Source organism: Desulfoscipio sp. XC116, from assembly GCF_039851975.1.
Lineage (GTDB): Bacteria > Bacillota > Desulfotomaculia > Desulfotomaculales > Desulfallaceae > Sporotomaculum.
This window is the reverse complement of sequence record NZ_CP156660.1, coordinates 3,181,349-3,204,345: the sequence shown is the minus strand read 5'-3', so window position 1 is coordinate 3,204,345 and position 22,997 is coordinate 3,181,349. Positions and strand designations below refer to the sequence as shown.

Genomic DNA, 22,997 nt, shown 5'->3' with positions numbered 1-22,997 from the left:
CTTCCACGAATTATGCAAAATGCGGGCTGCGGGCCGAGGGATGTAGACTGTCATCAAAGCCAGTTTACTGTGAATGACGAACCGAACGCTGATTTCGTTCCACTATCCTTGCCTTTGGCAACGAGGGGTTAATGAAAACTATTTGGGAAATGGAGGTGATGATTATTTAGAGAAGTTAATTATTTTGAAAAGACATCAGGAAAAGCATAAACCGCAAATAAAATTTTGCGGGAAAAATTAAAATTAAAAAAAGAAAGGATTGATTTTTCGTGACAAAAATCCCAGGTAGGAAAAAGTTAACATTTTTCTTGGTCGTTTTAATGTTGATTACTTGCGCGGCGGCTCCGGCATATGCTGCCACAGTGACAACAGTGGAGGCATGGCAGCCTGCAACAACTCAAAATCCGACAGCGCCTTATACTGTGTATATGTATTCTGCTAACGATGTGGAGAAGTTTGCTTGGAAAACATTGTCAAGAATTGAAAACCCTTACTTCGATGATTTCGAGGATTATGTATGGAGTGCGGAACGCTATGTAAACAATGATGATAGTATGCCGTTGATGTATTCCTATACCTTTGACGGAAGTGCAATAGATCAAGACCTGGTACCAACTATGGCGACTAAGCAGCCGTATTATCTAAATATTGCAGCTAGCGGTGATTCAAGTGAAACTGAAGTTGTAATGGGTTGCCGTACAATGTTTCCTGTTCCTATGACAGTGAAAGTTCCTACGGATATTTATGATGATACAGATGTTACTGTGGAATATGAGGATGGATCTTGCAACGGATATTATACGTGCGGAGCTGGAAGCTACAATCAGCTGTTTGGCAGCGGAGATCCGGATTACCTGGACGATTATTCTTCTTATGTTTTTTCAGATTATGATACCACAGTTGAAGACGGTTATGTTACATTTACGACATGGCATGGAGGAGATTATACGATTATCGAACAATAACTTCGTAAAATAGGGCGGAATAATGAATATGAGCTTAGGGGGGCAGCGCAAAATGTTCCGCCCCATTGCTTGCAAATAACGAGATGGGGAAATCTGGCGCATATGAATATAAGAAAGCGATTATTGTTAACCTCGTGTGGTAGAAATTTGTGCTTTTGTTCAGGCAAGCAATCCCAAAGCGTATTTGGTGCCGGCTACAAGCTGAAGTCAAATACAAGATAAAGTTACGGAGATCCTGATTGCCTGGATAACTATCAATGGGGCGGGTTATTTAGCGTCTTTACTGATGATGCTATGACTACCGATGCCGGCGCCGATGGTTATGTTACATTCACAACATGCTACGGTGGAGAATATACCACTTGCTACCAATAAATCGGTAAGACCGGGCAAAACTGTTTCCCCTATCCTTAAAAAGAAAGAGCAGAGCGTATAGGCGCCCTGTTTTTTCTTTTTAGGTGTTGTTTTGTTCTAAACCAATACATTTACTTTTGCGATAATTTTATACACATTTTTAACAAATAATTTGTTTGTTCGTGAAGTGTTGGTGAGACAACCGACAATTTAGTTTTTAAGTGGTATACTTTGCTGAGTTAGGCATTTCTAACTAAAATTCAGCCTCAATTTTCGTGCCGACAGGCGTTTTGATGCAGATAGTTGGAAAATTGACAGGCATAATTGCGGGGGTGATGCTTTTCTAAAAGACATTTTGGGGGAAAGGCGCATTGGAACAAGGGCATAGTAAAAAAGCGGAAAAGGGCGGAGCGTCCCAATTGCCCTGTCCTTTCCAAGTAAAGGGGGGAGGTAAAGGATTATAAAAATGAAAGCAAGAAGAAATATGCGCAAGGGACTGTCGCTCCTGTTGTCTCTTGTTATGTTGTTTAGTTTGTCGGTGCCCGCCGGCATGGGGGCGGAACCATTGCCGGATTTGGACGCGCCTTCAGCGGTGACGGATTCGGTTTATGACTCGGACATACCTCCGGTTGCGGATGAACTGCTTGATTTGGAGAATTCTTCAGTTACCGAAGCGGTTTATACATGGGGGGATTATGCGGCGGATTCATTTGCCGGCGGCGTAGGCAGTGATGATGAGCCCTATCAGATTGCCGACGGGGGCCAGCTGGCTTACCTGGCTCAACTGGTCAACAGTGGAGTCGAGGATACGGTAAGCGGTGAAACCTATGCCGAAAAAGCATATATCCTGATCGGGGATATTGATTTGTCCCCCCACCCGTGGGCGCCTATCGGCCAGGAGAACGGGTTAAAATTCGCGGGCTCTTTTGACGGTGCCAATAAGACCATCAGCGGTTTGCATGTCGCTGAAACCACAGGTTATGTAGGCCTGTTTGGCGTGATTGGCGCGGGCGGCTCGGTGAAAAACTTAACTCTGTCCGGGGCGGGTGTTAATGGAAAGAATTACGTTGGTGCGGTGGCCGGAAAAATCGAGGCTGCCGTTATCGAGAATGCTCATTTGATAAATTCTTCGATAACAGCAACGTCGTCCTTTAGTGGAGGCTTGGTGGGCAAAGCTGAAGGGACTTTTATTATTAATAGCTGCACGGTAGCCGCTTCAATCATCACCTCATCGGGTAGCTATATAGGCGGGATATTAGGTTGTGCGGATAAAACGGGTGGTGTTGTTTCCTCTTGCACCGTTCTCAACTCTCAGGTTGAAACAAGTAAGAACTCTGCCGGGGGAATATGCGGCTGCATGAACGATGGTTGGGAGGTTTCCCGGTGCAGCTTTACCGGCGGTTCTGTGAGCGGAAAAGGCTATGTAGGCGGAATTGCAGGGCAGAGCGGATCTAGTGAAGATGCGGTTTATGAGTGCTACGTGGATGCCGATATAACTGCCTCCGAGAGCTATGCGGGAGGTATTGCCGGAAATTTTAAATTGCCAGCAAGTGTTGTGCTAAACTGCTATGCCAAGGGAAGCGTAACCGCTTCTTCGGTCAGTGCGGCGGGAATCGCCAACGGAGGGACAATTAAAAATTGCTACAGCACGGCTATTGTGCACGCAGCGGAGTTTTCTGGCGGCATTGTCACAAATGGTAATGTTGCAACCAGCGTGGCGCTGAATTCCTCCGTTACTGAAACGAAAGTTAGCTCCGGCGAAATTGGTCGGGTTTTATCCAAATCATCTTCCGGTTCTTGTGAGATGTCACAGAACTGCGCCTTTGAGGGGATACCTGTTTTTAGAGGCGGAAAACTACTCTATGTCCCTGCCGCTGCTCGGATTGGTAATTTAAAGGATGGCAAAGACATAACATATGCGGAACTGACAGGCGATTCCTCGCCTTTTGCCGATTCTCCCCTGAGTTGGGACGGCGGCGTTTGGAACCTGGAAGCCGGCAAACTGCCCACATTAAAGAACCTTCCGAACTCGGTTGCTCAGTCCAATGATCTGCCGGATCATCTCTCCGGGGGCATTGACTGGATCATCAAGGCCTTTGGCTATCTGACCAACAGCATTGAGGTTGACAACGGTACCACCGAGGAGAATATCGGTCTGCCTGCTGAACTGGAAGCGACCCTGGCAAACGGCAATCAGTCGGCGCTGATTCCGGTCACCTGGTCGTCATCGCCGGACTATGATGGCGCTACGCCCGGTGTGTATGCTTTTACCGCGGTGCTTCCCGGGAATTGCGTTTTGAAAAGCGGTGTGGAAGCGCCGGTAATTACCGTTACCGTAAAAGATAATTATCGCGTCACTTTCGATTCCAGAGGCGGTTCTGAGATTGCTCCCGTATGTGATGTGCTGAAGGGAAGCACCATTGGCCAACCAGATGATCCTGTGCGGGAGAGTTTTATCTTTGGCGGCTGGTATAAGGATGAGGCTTGCACGCAAGCCTGGGATTTCGCTGCCGATACGGTAACCTCCTCTATCACCCTTTATGCCAAATGGAGCATTGATGGAGACCCCGACTATACTGCGACCCAGCCCGGAGTCCAGAGTGTGGATGTGTCCGGCATGGGCTTTGCCGATACCGCTATTGTAAGCATTGCCCACATTGACGGTTACACCACTTACGCCGTGGTGACCGGGCAAAAAATTGATTTTTACGGGCCGGCCGGTGCATATGTGCTTGCCGACAGCGGTATGACCATAGGAAGTGTAAGAATCGGCAGCTTCGACCAGAATCCGGGCAATACTCCCTGGGAGAAGAACTACAAGGGAACAGGAATAGCGGAAGATCCCTATACCATGGTGGGGGCTTTCTATACCAAGGACGGTTTGGCCGGATCCATCGTCCCACTCATTGGCTCCACTTTCCGCATCTGGAACCTGATCGCGGGCTATGAGACCGAGGGCAAAACATACTTGGGCACTCCTTTTAGCCTCATGGTTGAGGACAGGGATATGTCCACGGGACGGCTGAACGCCTCCTTCTTTATCGACGGCAGCGAGCTCTTGCCCAGCAACGCGGACGGCTGGTTCCGGAGTCCCCGCGATTTCGGAGTGGCTTTGAATCCCTCCGACACCATCATTACCAATGGATTTAAATCGCATTCCCTTTACCTGGAGGGGACCTATCCCGAACGGCTGGCGGCGGCGACCGACGCACTGCAGGCCGTGAGAGCGGACAGCAAAAAAGTCTTGATGTACCATACGTATGCCAGGGACTTTCCGGGCCCGGTAACCCATAAACTGGATGTGAGCGGCTATTTTAATGAAAAGGATACTGTTCACATCAACTATCTGCTGGGGGCGGCCAATCGTGGCCTGTACCATGCGTCAGAAATAAAGGCTACAGCTAACGATGCCTATTTTATGGCCTTGGAACCCATCTACTTCAAGAATAACACCTCTGCCGTGGTCACCGACGGTTACATCACCTTCGACCTCTATAACGGCGGTTACTTTGAACTGGTCAAGGCGCAGGATGACGATAGCCCGCAGGATCCAAGACAAGTGGCCGAATTTATGACCGACGGGGCCCATAGCGACAGAATTCCTCCCCAGCTTGTAGCTCCCGGCGCCAAAGTCACCAAGCCTGCCGATCCGGTGAGAGAAGGCTATGTCTTCGGCGGCTGGTACACCGATTATGATTGCACCGCCCCGTTTAATTTTGAAGAGTCCCTGACGCAACACGTCATTCTTTACGCCAAGTGGACGGATGGCGGCGGCCCCGGCCCCGGCCCAGGTGAAACCTACACCGTAACCTTTGTCACGGGCAACGATCCCGACACCGGCAACCCCAATGCTACCATTAAGGAGCAGAGCGTCAAGAGCGGTAATGAGGCCAAAGATCCCGGCTTCTTTGACAGCGGCTACGGCTACCTCGTACTGGCCTGGTACACCGACAAAGAACTGACCAGAGAATACGACTTCGACAGCGAGGTAACCTCGAACCTGACCCTGTATCCCGAGTGGATGCGCTATATCTTAAAGAACGATTTAAAGCAAGACGGTGGTTGCGGCAGCCAGAACGACCCCTACCAGGCACATCTGGCCAACAGCAAGCAGTCCAAAATTGCCTGGAAGGCGCTGAACGAGATATCCGGTGAATCCGAGTGGTGGAAAGTCTACGTAACGAAAAACAATAACTCCGGCGGCAAAGAGTTATACTCCTGGGTCTTTAATGGCGAAGACATCGAAAAATGCAACACGGCGCAGCCCTATTACACAGATATCGCCCTATCCAAGAGGTCTGGCGGCATGCAGGCGAAATTCGTGTGGCGCACCGCCATCGAAGGCAAGGTTTACGTAAATATCAACGTCTCCGACTACTTCGACGACGGCACCGCCGTTGCCATATCCTATGTCGAGGGCAGCTGCGACGGCAGAGTTGCGCATACTGATGTAGAATCCGGCGAATGGGTGGACTCACTGCACTATCCTTCCACCTACTACAGCGGCGGCAGCGCGGTGGTTGAGAACGACTTCGTAACCCTGGAACTGACCCACGGCGGCACCTACCTGCTGAAAGCGGATGAAAATGCTCAAAACAATGAAAAAGTGGGCACCGCGGTTGAAGATCCGGAAACGGGTTTGGTTTATATAGACGCCGCAGTGGAAGCGAAAGACGGTGTGGCGACCCTTGCCATCTCTGATGAAGCAATAGAAGCAGTGATCAAGGCATTGATTGAAAAGAATGAAGACGAAATTGTGATTGTCCCGACGATTACCGGTGAGGTTAGCAAAATAAACATTGAACTTACCGGCGTTGCGGTGGCCGGTATTATCGAAAAAATCACGGCGGCGCTGGTGCTCAAAACGGACATTGCCAACGTAACCGTATCCAACGATATACTGGCCAAAATCACCGCTAAAGAAGATGAAAAAGATGCAAAGGACAAAAAAGACAAAAAAGACGCCAAAGACAAAGAAGATGAAAAAGTCACATTCACCATTGAAAAAATCGCCGCGGACACCGTTAAGTTTGAAATCAGACTTAATGACGAAGTTATCGACATCAGTGGCGGCATCAGGCTCGCCGTTCCGGTCGAAGGCGCGGGAGACGGTATGGTCGCCGTGCTGGTAAAAGCCGACGGCAGTGAAGAAACCATCAAAAAATCCGTTGTTAACGAAGGGCAACTCCTAACCGTACTCAACGGAACAGGCACAATCAAATTTGTGGATCGCTCCCGCAGCTTCGATGATGTGGACGACAGCTTCTGGGGCCGAGACGCGATTGCGTTTGCCACCTCGCATGAACTGTTCAGCGGTGTATCCGAAACAGAGTTTGCACCGAACACAGCCATGACCCGCGGGATGCTGGTTTCGGTACTGCACCGGCTGGCGGGCACACCCGACGGCGGAGACATTGACTACGCCGACGTAGCGGAAGACGCCTGGTACGCCGAACCGGTGGCCTGGGCGTCCGCAAACGGAATTGTCTCGGGAACGGGCCGCAACTTTGAGCCGGGTAAAAACGTTACCCGGGAAGAAATTGCTGCCATGATGTATCAATACGCTAAACTCGTTGGCGTGGACACCCTCGTCCAGGGCGATACGGCGCAGTACAGCGACGCGGATCAAATATCCGGCTGGGCCGCGGACGGTGTGAGCTGGGCGGTGGGCAGCGGCTTGCTTAAAGGCAAGGACGGCGACGCGCTTGACCCGCGAGGCGAAGCGAGCCGCGCCGAGGTGGCGGCCATGATGCAAAGACTGGTAAACAAAACTATGATTTAACGTTGGTTGACAGGCTGTTGCAAGCAGTTAATCTGCTTGCAAACAGCCTGTTTTTTTATTTTTATAAAAACCTGCTTTAGTAGCAGGCATCCTGAAACCGATCACCTATAAGGGAGTGCTATGCACTCCCTTATAGGTGATCGGTTTCAGTTTTAATTTAGAAGCTTTAAAATATCATCAGGAGACTGCAAATCGAAAATTTCCTCACCAATCGCATCCAGAACCGCATCGTCGGCATTCATGACCAGTACCTGTAAATCCTTCGGCAGGCTGCCGAACCGTTTGGAAATTTGCTTAATTAACAATTCAGCCTTTCCTTCAATTCTCCCTTCAATTCTCCCTTTCCCTATACCTTTTTCCATGCCCTTCAGTTCGGCATATTTGATTCTGGAGATAGCGTCCAGTCTGGCCTTTTCCTGCGCATAGGCTTTTTGCCGCAGTCTCTCATCGGCGCTTATCTCTGCCAACATATCCATGGCCATAGCTAATTCCTCCTTTTCTTTCGCCAGTTTTTGGAGCAATTCTTTGCCATCGGGCTTACCGGCATTTTTCATAAAGGTCAGCCAATATTCCACCGCGTTCATTTCCCCCGGAGGCGTCTGGCTAAGGAACTTCCTTAATTCAAAATAATGTATTTCCAGATCTTCCAGCAATAAAAAACCGTCGTCCTTCTCTAAGATCCTGTATTGGGTGTGGTATCTGCCGGTTTCATGGATGATATCAAAGTCCAGGATGTTGATGACGATGGATTTCTTCAACGTGGTGTACGCTTCGGATTCGGCAATGGTTTCCGAATACATCCGGGCCCAGTAGTATAAGCTCCTTTTGCGGAAGTTGTCGACGTCGTTGACTTGAACCTCAATGTTAATCCTCTCTTTGGCGTGGGTCATCACTTTTATATCTAAGATAGAACTTTTATCGCCCGGATATTCTTTGTAGTTAAAAGGGTTCAGGTGGGTTATTGAGGTAATTTTATTGTTGCCTTGTAAACCCAGCAATGAATTGAGCAGATCAATGAGAATAATCCTGCTCCTTGGTTCTTCCCGTGCAAAAAGCGCTTTAAATACCAGATCAATTAAGGGGCTTAAAAGGTCTTTCGGTTGTTCCGCGGTCATAGTTGCCAACCACCGGCCTTCTATTTGTTTCTTGTTCATATTATATCCATTGCCGCGGTTTTTTGAAAGAGGTGCCGAGGTATTTGGCTGTTTAAAGTTGCGCCCGAAGGGCTGTTTTACTTTTACAATATTCCAAAGAAGGAGGTGAGGCGGGATGATTACAATCAGCGACGCAGTACAAGTCGTAATCGCAATAATACTCCTGCTGACCCTCGTTGTTCAGCTAACTAGAAGGTAAGTAATTAAAAACCTCTGAAACTGTTACCGCAGTTTCAGAGGTCCTAGATGAAAACCCCGGTTGGTGGGGCACTCGAGCCGTCTTCAGTTTCAGTATTCCCATTTAAAAAAGAAATGATAATCTTTAAGTAAATAATATATCTCAAATTGCTAATTGTCAAGAATTGCAAATCTATTTGAGGGAGGCGTGGGCTGGGCGGTGGGCAGCGGCTTGCTTAAAGGCAAGGACGGCGACGCGCTTGACCCGCGAGGCGAAGCGAGCCGCGCCGAGGTGGCGGCCATAATGCAAAGACTGGTAAACAAAACTATGATCTAATGTGGGCCGACAGGCGGTCTTAACCCCAAGTCATAAGTAAACAGGCTGTTGCAAACAGTTAATCTGCTTGCAAACAGCCTGTTTTTTTGTCGATAAATGTTGTCGGGGAACTGGTTTAGGAAACGCACCGGCAAGTGATGCGAAGTAATTTTCTTCGGTTTCATAAATATTTGTTGATAAATGTTGGCAGAACAACCGACGATTTGATTTTTTAATGCTATACTTTGACAGGTTAGATAATTCTAACTAAAATTGGCCCTAAATTTTCCACAAACAGGTGCTTGAATGAAGATATTGGAAATTTAACAGGCATAATTGCGAGGGGTGATGTTTTAGAAATTTTTAAAGTGGTGTTTTGCTTAGATTGAAAGAGTGAGGTCCCTGCTGTTTCTAAAGCAAGCGGACCTAAAGCCGTTTGCCTGAAAGGAGAACGGCTTTTAGGTCCGGCATTGTGGTGCCGGGTCGACAGGAGGGGGAAAGTGTAAAAAAATCATGAAAAAGAATGCTTTTATCTGTTTGCTGTTGTTTTTGAGCATTATTACGACTGCCTGTCAGGGAGATTCCGGTAATCGGGAGGGGGTGCCACAAGCCGGCATGCGAGTTGTGACGGATATGGCGGGGCGCAGGGTGGAAATCCCCGCCCAAGTCAAGCAGGTTTATTCCACGGGGCAGCCGGGCGTGGTGGCGTTGTACACAATAGATCCCGAACTGCTGCTGGGGTGGTGCATAAAGCTGTCCCCGGAAGAAGCGGAATATATCGCTCCCCAATATTTGGGGCTGCCTGTCTTGGGATTGATGCAGGGAAGCGGCGACACCGCCAACCGGGAAGAGATTATGCGGCGCTCTCCCGATCTGATTTTAATGATGACCTACTTGGACCAAAATACAATTGCCGACGCGGATGCGCTTCAAAAACGGATGGGGATCCCGGTAGTGCTCGCGGACATTGTCTTAAATAAGATTCCGGAGGCCTATCGGTTTTTGGGTGATATTTTATCCCGGCCGGAGCGGGCGGAACTATTGGCGAACTACAGCGAAGATGTTCTTGCGGAAGCCGTAAAACAGGCGGCGCTGATTCCGGAAGCCGAGCGATTGAGTGTTTATTACGCCCAGGGTTCCGATGGTTTGCAGACGGCGCCGCGGGGTTCGTCGCATTCCGAGGTGATTGATATTGTAGGCGGGGAAAATATTGTAACTCTCCCGGCTAAAACGGACGGGCGGCTCACAGTGAATATGGAACAGGTGCTGTTGTGGAATCCCGAGGTGATTATCGCATCCTACAGCGTGGGGCATGCCGGGGTAAAAAGTGACGGCAGCTTCTTTGATATTCTCTCCGGGGGCGAGGAAGCGTGGAATTCGGTTGCGGCCGTGCAAAACGACAGGGTGTTTTGCGCTCCCTGCTATCCTTACAACTGGTTGGATATGCCGCCGGGAGCCAACCGCCTTATCGGTATTCCGTGGATGGGAAATTTGCTCTATCCGGATTACTTTGCATTGGACATGCGGGAGGAAATACGTGAATTTTACCGGCTTTTTTACCATCAGGCACTTACCGCCGGGCAAATAGATGCTTTGCTGACGGGGGCGGTTAAAAAAAATTAGGGGGCAAAGAGCGTTTAGATGATCCGGAGCTGTTAAATACGCGGCTTACGCATTATTGCGAGCTGCTTGGAAAAGGAGCGGAAATATTATGAACAGGCTGAAATCAATACTTGGGCGGCAGACTGTAGTGCTGGCTATTTTGGTATTTATCCTGGGTATCGCGGTACCTGTCGGGGCCGCGGAAGTTTCGACAGTTATTACGGTAAGTCAGGAAAACGGTACTGTGCCCGGCAAGGTGCAGGTGGCTTTGGGCGATAAATTTACCAATGCCGCTATTGTTAGCGTGTCCGGACCGGGGACCGACACTTCGGCGGTGGTTGCCGAAGGGGCGATCGAATTTTACGCGTCTGAGTACGGTGATTACACAATAACCGATACCCAGCAAACCGTCCGTGATTGTTGGATGGAGTCCATGCGCACCGAGGATATGAGCGTCGGCACCTATAAGGGTACGGGAACCGCCACCGATCCGTATACCCTGCTTTCGACCTTTGCCGATGTACCGATGGACAATTTCAAACTGCAGGCGGCCTGGAAGGGCTACAACTATTTGGCGGGGTACCCCAGTATGGATTCCCCCAATGATTCGGATTACCTTAATTCGTATGATGAAAGCCACCTGGCGGTGCTGCTGGGTGAAGACAGAGATATGACTACCGGAAGGCTGCGGGGTTCGTTTTTGGTCGACGGGAGTCTTTGGGTGCATGTTACAGGCAATAACAAAGGTCCCTATTATATGAACTATTTATTGGATCCCACCGACGCCTATCTTACTTCGGGATATGCCCTGGACAACCACTACCTGTACAGTGAGAATATACCGAATGGCGCCGAACGAAAAGAGGCGGCGGTGAAAAGGCTGAAAGCGGTGCGGGATTCCACCACTTCCGCTTTGTTTTTCAACTACCGGATGCGTGATTTCAGCGGTCCCATTGTTTTCACGGTGGATGTAAGCGAATCGGGCAAATTTAGAACGGGCGACGTGGTAAGTATTCATTATCTTTTGGGGTCCTCCGACCGCAATCTTTTTCACGGCTTAAAACCCGATCCGGCCGCGCTTATAGCCCAGGAGCCCACATTCAATAAACATTATCAGGATACCGGCCTGACGGCTACGGTGGATGACGGGGGTTATCTGAATGTAACTCTTTTCAATGGGGGTTATTTTGAGCTTAGAAATGAAACGTCAACCCAGGAAAAACGCGTGGTAACGGTTAAGCCGAAGGTGTATGAAAAAGTGGCCATCATCGACGTGGATTCTTCGCATCCGGATTACGAAGTTATTCGTCAAATAGTGGATAAAAACTATTTGACGGTCGACGGGGGTAATTTCCTGCCGAACAAGCCTATTACCCGCGGCGAGTATTTGAAAGGGTTGCTTCTTGCCAGTGACCTGACCCTTGTTTCGTCGGGCAAAATAGAATTTACGGATGTGCCCAAAAGCAGTCCGCTGAGTGATTATGTGGTCACAGCTTGCAGTCTAGGTCTCGTTAAGGGTGTTTCGGACACCTATTTCGGTGTGGATGAAAAATTAACCCGTGAAATGGCGGCGACCATGCTTTGCCAGGTTCTGAGTCTTGAGGCGGGTACGGATGGTTTTAGCGATGCCGGTGATATATCCGCCGATGCGGCCGGTTATCCGGGCGCGGCGGCGGCGGCGGGTTATCTGACGGAATATCCCGACGGCAGTTTTAAACCGCAGCAGCCATTTACGCGTGCTGAGGCGGCGGTATCGCTGGATGCGATATCCCGGGACCGACAATGAGCATAGAAAATATTGGGGGTGCGGGCAATGAAAAGGCTGAATCGTCTTACCAGAATTATTTTGTGGACAGGAATATGCTGCCTGTCGCTTTGGCTTTGGCTATTGCCGCTCCCCGTTGGGGCTGTTACCATAGCGGATCCGTTTCACGGGACGGATGAATATAGCGTAACCGGAACCGGAACAGCCGCGGATCCCTATGTAATTGGTCTGACAGGTATCAACAACCGTATTACCCACGTTGGGCTGGACGCAATGGCTGCCCAGGCTCCTGAAGCTATCTGGCTGGTGGAACACCGGGTTGATGACAAAATAGATTATACCCTGCGTTTTTCCACGGCAATCGTAAAAGTGGTTAAGGCCCCGCTTATGCTGGATGTTATTGCCTGGCAGAAGGAGGAGGGGATCTTACATTTAGAGGTGGGGGAAAAAGACTCTCTTTATATGCCGGCGACTTTGGTGCTGGATGTAAGCGGCTATCCGGAGTTTGCCGACGGCAAGGTAGTGACTGTGCGAGGGAAAACCACTCTGCGCACCCGGATTGAAAACGGCTGCCTGAGATTTGCTCTGGAAAACGGAGGTGATCATATTATGACGGTGGCGGGCTATCAAGAGCCTTTGGAAGATATCATTTCCGCCACTGCTCCCGATTCAAGCGGGCAAACCTGGGATGACCCCAATGATACGGGAGAAGCCGTGGCCCGGGAATATACCCGGGCCGGAACCGCCGAGCTGCCGTTTAACGTTGATTTAAGCGAAACCAAATCGAGCGTGGTAAAGGGAGAAGTGTTCGAGGAATTGAAGAACAGCGGCCAGTCCCGCTCTTTTGCCTGGAAGGATGAAAACGGCACTCTGCTCTGGTCCTATCTGGCGGAGGGGGCACGCATGTCGGTGGTTCCGGCGGCGGCGGAGTTTGACCTGGCAATTAGCACAAGCTTGAACAGCGCCGGCGCGGTGGACGCTGCTTTTGCCCACCGCGGGAATTTCCCGGGTAAATTAAGCGCCAGTATTTATGTGGGCGATTATTTCTCCAATGCTTCCATTGTAGCCATAAAGGGGGAAGATGTCGCCACCGCGGCGGTGGTCGACCGCGGTTATATCACATTCCGGGTTGAGCGGGGCGGTGTTTATACTGTTTCGGATACCGGAGAAACCGTGGCCAGCGCCTCGGTTCCCGATGCAAAAGCCGTTTCGGAGGAAACCCGGGATAATATTTACACCAGATTTAAATATAGAGGCCAGGGTTACGGCACCGCCGACGAGCCTTTGACTCTGCTGGGCAAGCTGGATACCACCTTTCATGCTTCCTGGAAATCAATGAATACCATTGCCGGCTATGCCGCCACCTTTAATCCGGCGGAAAGCTCTTATGACAGCAGCAAAGTGATGAAAGCTATGGTGGAGTATCGCAGTCCGGTTACCGGAAAACTGATTGCCTCCTTATATATTGACGGCTCCCAGTGGCGCATGACTCCGGAAAGTATGAAGGGGCCCTATTACCTGGATTACAAATTAAATCCCAACGAGGCGACAATTACAGCTGCTCTGGAAGCGCATTCCCTCTATACGGGAAAGTATGCGCCCAGAAAAGAGGCGGCTTTGGAGACACTCCTGCACTGCTTGCGGAGCGAGGAGTATGTTCTTTTTTTCATGAGCAGAACCCGCGATTTTGCGGGCGTGATCAACTATAAAATTGACGTAAGCCGTTATTTTCAGCCGGGTGATCTGGTGAGCGTCAACTATATTTTAGGCTCCTGCAACGGGGATTTATATCACGGTGAAGCTCCGAATCATGCCGAGCTGCTGCTGGAGGAATCGTCATACTCCAAATATGATCTGCAGACGGTGGTTGATGCCTCCGGCTATATATCCTTTCCCCTTTATACGGGAGGATTTTTTACCTTCTCCAAAACCGGTGTGACAGCGGAGAAAGAGGACAGCTGGTATGCCGGTAATGAAGGCCAGGGTCCGGGCGACGGTACAGCTGCGGGAAATAAGAAGGAGCAGCTGGTGAGCGTGGAGGAACTTGTGGAAGAATCTGTGGCGGATTCGACACATACCGAGACAGGTACGCTGGTGCGTATGGGTGATGCGGATAATCTTAAAGAGGTTAATTTTACGGGGCGGAGCGCGGACGGAAATGTTCAGGTGAGCGGTCATCTTCGCAATCCGGAGGTTGCACTGGAGATAACCGAGGAAACGGAAAAGCTGACGAACGGGGCGTTTAACTTGCCGGAAGACCGGAAGGCTTTGGTTGGGTACAATATCACCCTGAAAAAACCAAGCGGCTTTACCTATCACATGGATGAGGACGATTATTTGGATGTAACTATTTGTCTGGGGCCGGACTATTCCGTTTATGAGCAGGAACTGCTTTTTGTCAAATGCACGGACGATAAGGGGCGGTTAACGAATCAGGTTTTTTCATCCCACGGTGAACTGGCCGGGGACGGAAAGATGTATTTTACCTTTCGCACCCCGCAGTTGGGTTCCTTTGTGGTATTGCAGGCGGCTGACGCGGATGAACTAACGGCGGCGATTGCTTTGAAACAGGAATATACGGCCGAGGCGACCACTGCGCTGGCGGAGCAGTCCTTGCGCAAAGAGGATGAAAATAAGACTATGAAGTTCATCTTGCTGGCGACCTTGACTGGGCTGGCAGTTCCGGTAATTGTTACCGATATCAGACGCAGAAGAGTAAAAAGCGGGGTGGCAACATGGTGAAAGGGAAAGCGTTAACCCGTATGCTCTTGGTTATATATCTGGTCATTTTACCGGCGGCAGCCGCACAGGGCGCTCAAACAACCCCGCTAATCGGAAATGATTCGGTTCCCCTGGATGGTCGGGGAACCGAGCAGCAGCCCTACAGGTATCTGATTGATGAGCATTCCAGGGTTGCCTGGAAACATCTGCTGGAGAATCGCGAGCAGAAAATTACAGAGGTATATGAATGCCGTGCAGATGATACCATCGGCGGGGATTTGCGTTACCGCTACACCTTTCGCGCGCAGGACATTTCACCCAACGTTTCCGGACCGTATTTTCTGGGCATTCGTATTTATGACCGGGAGGCCGTGGAAGGTCTCCCCGGATATCCCGGGGCCATGTTTTTTTCTTTCGTCACCAAACGCGATTTTCCGGGCTCAACGGAAGTGACCTTGAATGTAAGCGGCAAGTTTGCGGACGGAACAAAGCTTGATCTTACTTATTACGGGGGCTATGACTCTACGGTGATACACGGTGCGGCGCCCGGGGCGGCTAAAGATGAAATCCGGCAGGTTGACGCAAGTGTGGTGCAAATTGCAGAGGAGCTGACGGTTTCCGGGGGGCTGGTAACCTTTGATATACGTTACGGCGGGAATTACCTGCTGCATACGGAGCCCGTGGATTTCAGCGACTTTGGTGTCGACGAAGTAATCCACTATGACGCGGATAAAGTGCTGGGCAGTATTCGCAAGGTGTTTCCCACCGCGGCCTTGGCGGAGGCAATTGCTGCGCAGCTGGGGAAAAAAACGGGGGACAGTATAACACAGGGGGAAATTGACAGTATTAAGAGCCTGTATTTGGCGTCGGTGGGTTTGGAAAGTACGGAAGAGTTGGAACGCGTGCACTTTTCCAGGCTGGAATCCCTGACTTTGTCGGAAAACGAACTGGAGTCGCTGGACAGTCTTGCCATGCCGGCCCTTACCTATCTGGACGCCGGCGGCAATCGGTTAAAGTCGGTTAACGCCCTGGCCAGGCTGGACGCTCTGGAAAACGTGAATTTATCGGAAAACGAGCTGACTTCGCTGCCCGATTTAAACCGGCTTGTCCATCTTCAGACTCTTGATCTCAGCGATAATCAGCTGGAGATTATTCCCGTCCTGGCAAGCGGTGGGCTGCGTTATTTGGATTTGAGCGGAAATGGCATCACCCGGATGGCCGGGGATTTGGAGAAGTGCCCAAGCCTGGAAAAGATGGTTCTTACAGGACAGGTTTTTGATACCGCGGCACAAATTGACCCGGGGGAGAATTTTAAACTGCAGCCTGAGCCCCGGTTTATATCGCAGTTCGGAAACGGCGGTACGGTAACCGTAATTGATTCCCGCGGCCGGGCCGTTTACGAGGGTGATTTTTCCGCTCTGGAAGCGGATGAGTTTTGCTTAAGCGGCGCTTTGTTTGAAAAACCTGGTGCATATACCGTTACTGTGACAGGTACGGTCTTACAGGATGGGTCGGAGCAAAATCTGGGCCGCTATACTTATACCCTTACCGCGGGCGATGGGATCGCCCCGGGATTGGACGCCCGGCAGGCTGCGGCTTGCGCGGTGATTGTGATTTTGCTGGGTATTGGTGTGGGATTGGGACTGCACGCCCGGCGGCAGAAAAAAAGAAATGAGGAGAACCAGTAATGAAAAATACCGAGCTATTAAAGGCTGTTGCCAATGAGGTTAAAAAAGTGATCATCGGTAAAGACAGCATTGTAGATCTGGTGCTGACGGCAATTTTAGCCGGGGGACATATTTTAATTGAAGATATTCCCGGTGTGGGCAAAACCACGCTGGCCCTGGCCTTTTCCAAAGCCATGTCTCTGGAAGGCAAAAGAATGCAGTTTACGCCGGATGTGCTGCCTACCGATGTCACCGGATTTTCGGTTTACAATAAGGCCGGCGGAGAGTTTGAATACAAGCCCGGGGTAGCTATGTGCAATCTCTTTCTGGCAGACGAAATCAATCGGACTTCCCCTAAAACACAATCAGCTCTCTTAGAGGTGATGGAAGAGGGGAAAATTACGGTGGATGGTGTTACGCATGAAGTGCCCAAGCCTTTTATTGTTATTGCCACCCAGAACCCCCTGGGGGCCGCCGGTACACAGCCGCTGCCCGAATCTCAGCTGGACCGTTTTATGATCAGGCTGACAATGGGTTATCCGGCCGACAAGGATGAAGTGAACATGCTGTGCAAGCAACGGGAGAGCGGGGGCATTGCCGATCTCAAGAGCGTTATTGACGGACAAATGCTCAAGGAGCTGCAGGCGGCTGCCGAAAAGGTGTTTCTGGATTATAAAATAATGGCCTATATCGTGAAGCTGGTAAACCTTACCCGCCGGCATCCTTTGGTTCGTCTGGGCCTCAGTCCGAGAGCGACTCTGGCGCTGGCCTCCGTTGCGCGTGCTTGCGCGTTTGCACAGGGGCGAGACTATGTTATTCCCGAGGATGTGCAATTCGTATTTGAACCGGTGGCCAATCACAGGCTGCTGTTGGAACCCCGGGCCAAAATCGATGAAAGAACGGTGTCCGATGTTTTGCAAGAAATATTGCGGCAGGCGGGAGCGGTGGAACTGGCAAGCAGCCGGGTGGCAGCCAAGTGAAGGGCGTTAAACTCGGGTATGGAATTCTGCTGCTTTTAACCTTGCTGGTGGCGGTTGTCAACAATGCCTATCAAGCTTTTTTGCTGCTGGCGGCGGAACTTCTTTTACCTGTTTTTCTTTTCCTATATTTATTCTATTGCCGGCATTGCCTCAAGGTGCGGCTGTTCGGGGAGCGGCATTGGTACCGGCAAGGCGAAAAGGTGCCGCTGTTCTTGGAGCTTGGAAACAGCGGTATCCTTCCGATAATAAACGGACAAATTGCCATCCGCTGCATAAACCGGTATCTTCCCTCCGGGGACGACGTTGTTGTTGTAGCTTCCGCCGGGGCGGGTAAAACCCAGCTTGTGGAGCTGTACCTGACATCGGAACATTGCGGGCAATTAGATATCGGGCTGAGCGCAGTGACTATTTTTGATCCGCTTTCCCTCTGGCAGACAAAGGCGGAGCTGAATCCCCAACACCGCCCGGAAACAAGTATTTTGGTGTTTCCCGTTTTTTACGAGGAAAAAACATGGCCGGATCTAAGCTTAACTGCCGCTGCCGGTACGGAGGACGTTTATTCTCTCCACAAGAGCGGTGATGACCCCTCCGAGGTATTTGCCGTCAGGGAATACCGGCCCGGCGACAGGCAGCGGCAGATTCACTGGAAGCTGAGCTTTAAACAGGGATACTTGATGGTACGGGAGTTCAGCCTGCCTATTTATGATCGTTTAATTATTTTTGTAGACTTTAATGTGCAAAGCTTTGCCGAAGATGTGCTGTCCCTGACGGATCAGATGCTGGAAACGGTTTTGTCTTTATCGTACTACTTGCAAGGCAATTGTGTACGGCATAGCATTGCCTGGTTTGACGAGCGGCGTCAAAACATGGACAGTATAAACATTGACGGCGAGGATGATATTTATAGCGCTATGCAGCATTTGTTTTCCGTGCCGCTTTACGAAGGGGAATCCGGAGGCAGGCGGCTGCGGGCCGGTTTGGGGGAGACATCCTCTCCCCATATTATTTACTTTGCACCGGGTGCTCTGCCGGAGGTGCTAAACGGTGAAAGGAGGGCGGTTTGATGAACATAGAACCGCGGGGCAATGCCGAAGCTGCCGGGCGAAGCGCCGGGATAACGCTTACTTTTGCGGAAAACGAAAATACCGGTACGGGCAAGCGGGCTGCGCCGCAGTTGTTGCTTGTGCTGCTGCTCAATGCGTTCGGCATAATGCTGACTTTGTCCTCCGCTTTCCAATTGCCGTGCCATATGGGATTGACGGCCGGTTTCGTGGTCGTCTATGCCTTGATCGGCACAGCGGTATTTTTGCTTATCCCCGGGCGGGTGCCGGCGGTTTTAAGTATGGCCGGGTTATTTTGTTTAATTTGTATTTTGGGCCGGGCGGTTCTGCTTGAAGGGCTGCGGCAAACACTGGGCTGGGTGGGTGAGGTCGTTGCCGAATCCGGTGGTTCCGTGCCCTGGTTTTTAAAATCGGTGACGGTATATGAAACCATACCGATGACGCTGTTTTTCACCGCTTTGCTGTTCCCTTTGATAATGTTGTTAAGTTATGCGGTTGCCCACCGGTTTAACATATTTTTATTGCTGCTCATGATTGTGCCCGTTCTGGAGACAACGCTTTTTCTGGGCTGTCTTCCTTCCGTCGGGGCTTTTGGGCTGCTGATACTGGGTGCTTCTGCACTGTTTGTTCTAAACCAGTCCGTCGCCCGGCCGCGCAAGCGCTGTCTTGATGTGCGCAGTACCCCGTCGTTGAGCAGACAGGCCGGAAATTTAAGTTTGCTCACAGCGGCGCTGGCGGGGGTGCTTATTGCGGCAGCCTGGCTTTTGGTAAGCGAAACGGATTATACCGCGTTTGCGAATAACTCTGCTCTGCGCAGCCAGGCGGGAGAAACAATTAAAAGAACATTGTCGTTTACTTATGAAGAAAAGACACCGCCGCGGGGCGGTATTACAGGGGGACGATTTGCCGAAACGGGCCGGTTTTCATTTAAAGGGGAGACCGCGCTTGTTGTGGAAGCCGATGCACTGCGGGGCAGTATCTATCTAAAAGGCTATGTCGGGGGTGATTATACTGCGGACGGCTGGAAGCCGCTGCCCGGCAAGCTTGCCGACAGGGGAGAAAAGCTGGCCTCGACGTTGCAGGTACGGGCTCTGCCGTCAGAGGTGCTGAGCTATGACAAGGCCATGCTTGCCAAGCTTTTTCATGCCGAACAAAGACTGTTGAAGGTGACCAAAAGCGATGCGGCGCCGGCGCAGTATCAATATGTCCCGTATTTCTTAGACGCTGAAGCGGCGGACAAGCTGGGTATCGGTGAGCAGGGTATTGAAGCGGCCGGGGCGGATAAGGAGGAAAGCTATTCCGCCGCGTATTACGATGTGGTGAACTACGACAACAATCTATTTCTGCTTAACAGGCCGGAAATCAAAAAACAGCTTGGGGGGAATCTCGGTCTGGCCGGGGGAGCTGTAAGCCCGGAACAGTTGGATGCTTACTTCGGCAGAGAGGAGCAGTATGCCGATTTTGTTCGGGATGCGTACACTCGTTTGCCCGACAATCTTTCCCGGCGTTTGGTTGATGAGTTCACCGCTCTTGGCAGTAAGGCCGCAAATGTTGAATCGCTGATCAAAACAGTGATGGGCAATCTGTCGGGCCGGGCCGCTTATACGCTTACACCGGGGAATACACCCGACCGGAGCGATTACGTGGATTATTTCCTGTATGAGAACCGCAAGGGCTACTGTACTCATTTTGCCTCCGCCGCCACCGTCATTTTTCGCCTGTGCGGCGTTCCCGCCCGTTACGTGGAAGGGTATGTAATAACTATCGAAGACTATACGCGGGCCGCCCGGACAGAGGAAGGACGGTACCTGATGAATATAAAGGATACCAATGCGCATGCCTGGTGTGAAATTTATCTTGACGGATTCGGCTGGCTGCCGGTAGAGGTGACGCCCGGTCTTGTTTCGGTAAATACAGGCGGTACCGCTCCGACGGAGGGCGAGTCCATCGAGTATGAAAGCGAGCAGGAAAGTGTAAGCAACGATGTTCCGCTGGAAATGCCCCGGATAGACGAGGGGCCGGCGGAAGGCGGGGCTGCCGGCGGTACGGGGAACGAAACGGCCAATGGGGGTTCGGGTAAGCCTCCCTGGGGGGGGATTATGATCGCGGCGGCCGCGCTGTTGCTGTTCCTGGGTATTTTACCGTTTATACTTAGAAACCAGGCTGTCAAACGACGGATCAAGGAGCTGCAAAATGAAAATCGCAGCCAGTCCGGCCTGTCCTGGTACGCATATATTATGGACGCACTAAAGGTGGCCGCGCCGCAGTATCTGGAAAACAGGGGCATATCAGCTCTTGCCTGGGCGGGCCAAGTGGAAAAAGAGGCGGTGTTTGCCTCGGGAACACTTTTAGAGGTCATGCCGGTTATCCAAAAGGCGGCTTATGCGCCAAATGAGATCAGTACCGCTGAGCATGAATCCTTAACCCGGCTTTTAATGAAAGTCGCCCAACAGCTTTACGAGGGCTTGCCTGGATTTAGGAAGTTCAAATGGCGCTATATTGACAGGCTGCCCGTGCATACGGAAATTACGGGAAAGGTAAATAGCGTTGAATAAATTGAACAGTCAATCTTATATGCAAAGTGCGGAAATAAGAAGAAACAGGTATATTTTGCTGGTTTTAGCGGTAGTCTTCCTGGCGCTGGCGGCAGGCTCGTTTTTTATCGGGCGCTATCCCGTATCTGTCGGGGATTGTGTTTTTTATTTAAAAGCCTGGTTTTTCGAGAGTGAAAGCGGGCTTTCCGCACCGGCGGCGGCGGTGATCGGTCAAATCCGCCTGCCGAGGGTTATGGCGGCGCTGCTTGTGGGCGGAGCGCTGGCCATGTCGGGTGCGGCGTATCAAGGGGTATTTCGCAATCCCATGGTGTCGCCCGATATTTTAGGAGCTACGGCCGGAGCGGGCTTCGGGGCGGCAGTCGGCATTTTGTTTTTACTGCCCGCTTTGGGCATCCAGCTGCTCTCCTTTGCCTGTGGTTTGATAGCGGTCGGTATGAGCTATCTGATTAGTAAAACGGTGGGGCGCAGAGAAAATATTACCCTGGTGCTGGTGCTGGCGGGCATGGTTGTTTCGGCGCTGTTTTCCGCTTTTATTGCCGTAACCAAATACCTGGCGGATCCCTACAGTAAGCTGCCGGAGATTACATTTTGGCTTATGGGCAGTCTTTCCGCCACCACCTTTTATGACTTGCTCTTTGTGCTGCCTCCCGTAATAATCTCCGCCGCTGCCTTACTGCTTTTACGCTGGCGGCTGAATGTGCTGGTCTTTGGAGATGAAGAGGCTTCGGCTCTGGGGATGGATACGCAAAAATACCGGATTGTGGTTATTGTTTGTTCCACTTTGCTTACCGCATCGGTGGTCAGTATCAGCGGGCAAATCGGCTGGGTGGGCCTGGTTATTCCTCACCTTAGCCGCATGATGGTCGGTCCCAATTATAGATATCTGCTGCCGGCGTCTTTTTTGGTCGGCGCTTCGTATCTGCTTTTGGTGGATAATATCGCGCGCAATCTGCTGCAGGTGGAAATTCCCCTGGGTATTTTGACTGCCATTATTGGAGCGCCGGTATTTATCGGTCTGCTTTTGCGCGGCAGAAAGGGGTGGAACTGATGCTGGAGTTAAAAAACGCTATTTGCGGTTATGGCAAGCGGATAGTGGTGCGGGGTGTTTCCTTAACGGCTGAACCGGGTGAGATTATTTGCATTTTAGGACCCAACGGGGTGGGGAAAACCACCTTGTTTAAATCCATATTGGGACATATTGATCTGCTGGGCGGACAGGTTTTATTAGAAGGCAAGGACATGCGGAGCATGAGCAGGCAGGCGGTGGCCCGGAAAATAGGCTATGTGCCGCAAGTGCACATGCCGCCCTTTCCTTTTACTGTGCGGGATGTGGTGGTTATGGGCAGAACGGCGTATATTTCATTATTTTCCGTACCGGGAGCCGAGGACTACCGTATTGCGGAAGAGGCGCTTGAGGCGGTGGGCATGAGCCATCTGGCGGACAAAATTTATACCGAAATCAGCGGAGGTGAACGTCAGATGCTGCTTATTGCCCGCGCGCTGGCCCAAAAGACCGAGCTGCTGATTATGGATGAACCCACTGCCAATCTGGATTTCGGCAATCAAATCCGTACCCTGCGGCAAGTGCGCAAGCTTGCCCGGTCCGGGCTGGCCATAGTTATGACCACTCATTTTCCCGACCATGTTTATATGTGCGCAACCAAGGTGGCCGTTATCAAAAGCTGTGATGAAGTTTTAATCGGCAGGGTGGAGGATGTTCTCACCTCCGACCTGCTTAGTGAACTGTATGGATTGTCTGTAGATATCACTAAAGTCAACGTGTCGGGGCAGAAATTTACATTTTGCGCCCCGACCGTATTTTGAGGACTCTTGGGGAATTTCTGCATCCTTTACAGCCCATACATGGCTGAACGGCATGGAGAAAATCCGGACTCCCC

Annotated in this window: 13 protein-coding genes; 12 read left to right on the top strand and 1 reads right to left on the bottom strand. The window is 51.0% G+C overall.

Going from position 1 to position 22,997, the window contains the following annotated elements; all coding sequences use genetic code 11:
• The first annotated feature begins 269 nt into the window (after window positions 1-269).
• Both ABDB91_RS15275 and ABDB91_RS15270 read left to right on the top strand, forming a co-directional pair.
• Window positions 270-965, top strand: a complete 696-nt coding sequence (locus tag ABDB91_RS15275) for a hypothetical protein (protein WP_347488558.1) — start codon at window positions 270-272, stop codon at window positions 963-965.
• A gap of 820 nt (window positions 966-1,785) precedes the next feature.
• The gene (locus tag ABDB91_RS15270) at window positions 1,786-7,101 is read left to right on the top strand and encodes an InlB B-repeat-containing protein (protein WP_347488557.1); all 5,316 of its coding nucleotides are present in this window, start codon (window positions 1,786-1,788) and stop codon (window positions 7,099-7,101) included.
• Between the two features lie 152 nt (window positions 7,102-7,253).
• Here the strand turns inward: ABDB91_RS15270 and ABDB91_RS15265 are convergent, their stop codons facing one another.
• Entirely contained in the window at window positions 7,254-8,216 is a 963-nt protein-coding gene (locus ABDB91_RS15265) for an Rpn family recombination-promoting nuclease/putative transposase (RefSeq protein ID WP_347488556.1), read from the bottom strand.
• A gap of 424 nt (window positions 8,217-8,640) precedes the next feature.
• On the opposite strand from ABDB91_RS15265, the gene ABDB91_RS15260 reads away from it, so the two are divergent.
• The 10 genes from ABDB91_RS15260 to ABDB91_RS15215 all read left to right on the top strand — a co-directional run bounded on the left by ABDB91_RS15260 (window position 8,641) and on the right by ABDB91_RS15215 (window position 22,923).
• Window positions 8,641-8,769, top strand: coding sequence for a hypothetical protein (locus ABDB91_RS15260; protein WP_347488555.1), 129 nt, complete (start codon window positions 8,641-8,643; stop codon window positions 8,767-8,769).
• Between the two features lie 492 nt (window positions 8,770-9,261).
• Entirely contained in the window at window positions 9,262-10,371 is a 1,110-nt protein-coding gene (locus tag ABDB91_RS15255; RefSeq protein WP_347488554.1) for an ABC transporter substrate-binding protein, read from the top strand.
• Between the two features lie 88 nt (window positions 10,372-10,459).
• Complete coding sequence (locus ABDB91_RS15250; RefSeq protein ID WP_347488553.1) at window positions 10,460-12,136, top strand: S-layer homology domain-containing protein; 1,677 nt, start codon at window positions 10,460-10,462, stop codon at window positions 12,134-12,136.
• A gap of 27 nt (window positions 12,137-12,163) precedes the next feature.
• Entirely contained in the window at window positions 12,164-14,857 is a 2,694-nt protein-coding gene (locus ABDB91_RS15245) for a hypothetical protein (protein WP_347488552.1), read from the top strand.
• Window positions 14,851-16,524 (top strand): hypothetical protein, encoded by a 1,674-nt coding sequence (locus ABDB91_RS15240; RefSeq protein WP_347488551.1) that lies wholly within the window; start codon window positions 14,851-14,853, stop codon window positions 16,522-16,524. Before ABDB91_RS15245 ends, ABDB91_RS15240 begins: the two co-directional genes overlap by 7 nt.
• Window positions 16,524-17,483 carry a MoxR family ATPase gene (locus ABDB91_RS15235; RefSeq protein ID WP_347488550.1) on the top strand — a complete coding sequence of 320 codons (960 nt, stop codon included), beginning with the start codon at window positions 16,524-16,526 and terminating at the stop codon, window positions 17,481-17,483. The genes ABDB91_RS15240 and ABDB91_RS15235 overlap by 1 nt, the downstream gene beginning before the upstream one ends.
• The gene (locus tag ABDB91_RS15230) at window positions 17,480-18,547 is read left to right on the top strand and encodes a DUF58 domain-containing protein (protein ID WP_347488549.1); all 1,068 of its coding nucleotides are present in this window, start codon (window positions 17,480-17,482) and stop codon (window positions 18,545-18,547) included. Before ABDB91_RS15235 ends, ABDB91_RS15230 begins: the two co-directional genes overlap by 4 nt.
• A complete protein-coding gene (locus ABDB91_RS15225; RefSeq protein ID WP_347488548.1) occupies window positions 18,547-21,099 on the top strand; it encodes a transglutaminase-like domain-containing protein in 2,553 nt (850 codons plus the stop codon). Before ABDB91_RS15230 ends, ABDB91_RS15225 begins: the two co-directional genes overlap by 1 nt.
• Entirely contained in the window at window positions 21,092-22,147 is a 1,056-nt protein-coding gene (locus tag ABDB91_RS15220) for an iron ABC transporter permease (protein WP_347488547.1), read from the top strand. Before ABDB91_RS15225 ends, ABDB91_RS15220 begins: the two co-directional genes overlap by 8 nt.
• On the top strand, window positions 22,147-22,923 hold the full coding sequence (locus tag ABDB91_RS15215; protein ID WP_347488546.1) for an ABC transporter ATP-binding protein: 777 nt from the start codon (window positions 22,147-22,149) through the stop codon (window positions 22,921-22,923). The genes ABDB91_RS15220 and ABDB91_RS15215 overlap by 1 nt, the downstream gene beginning before the upstream one ends.
• Window positions 22,924-22,997 lie beyond the last annotated feature (74 nt).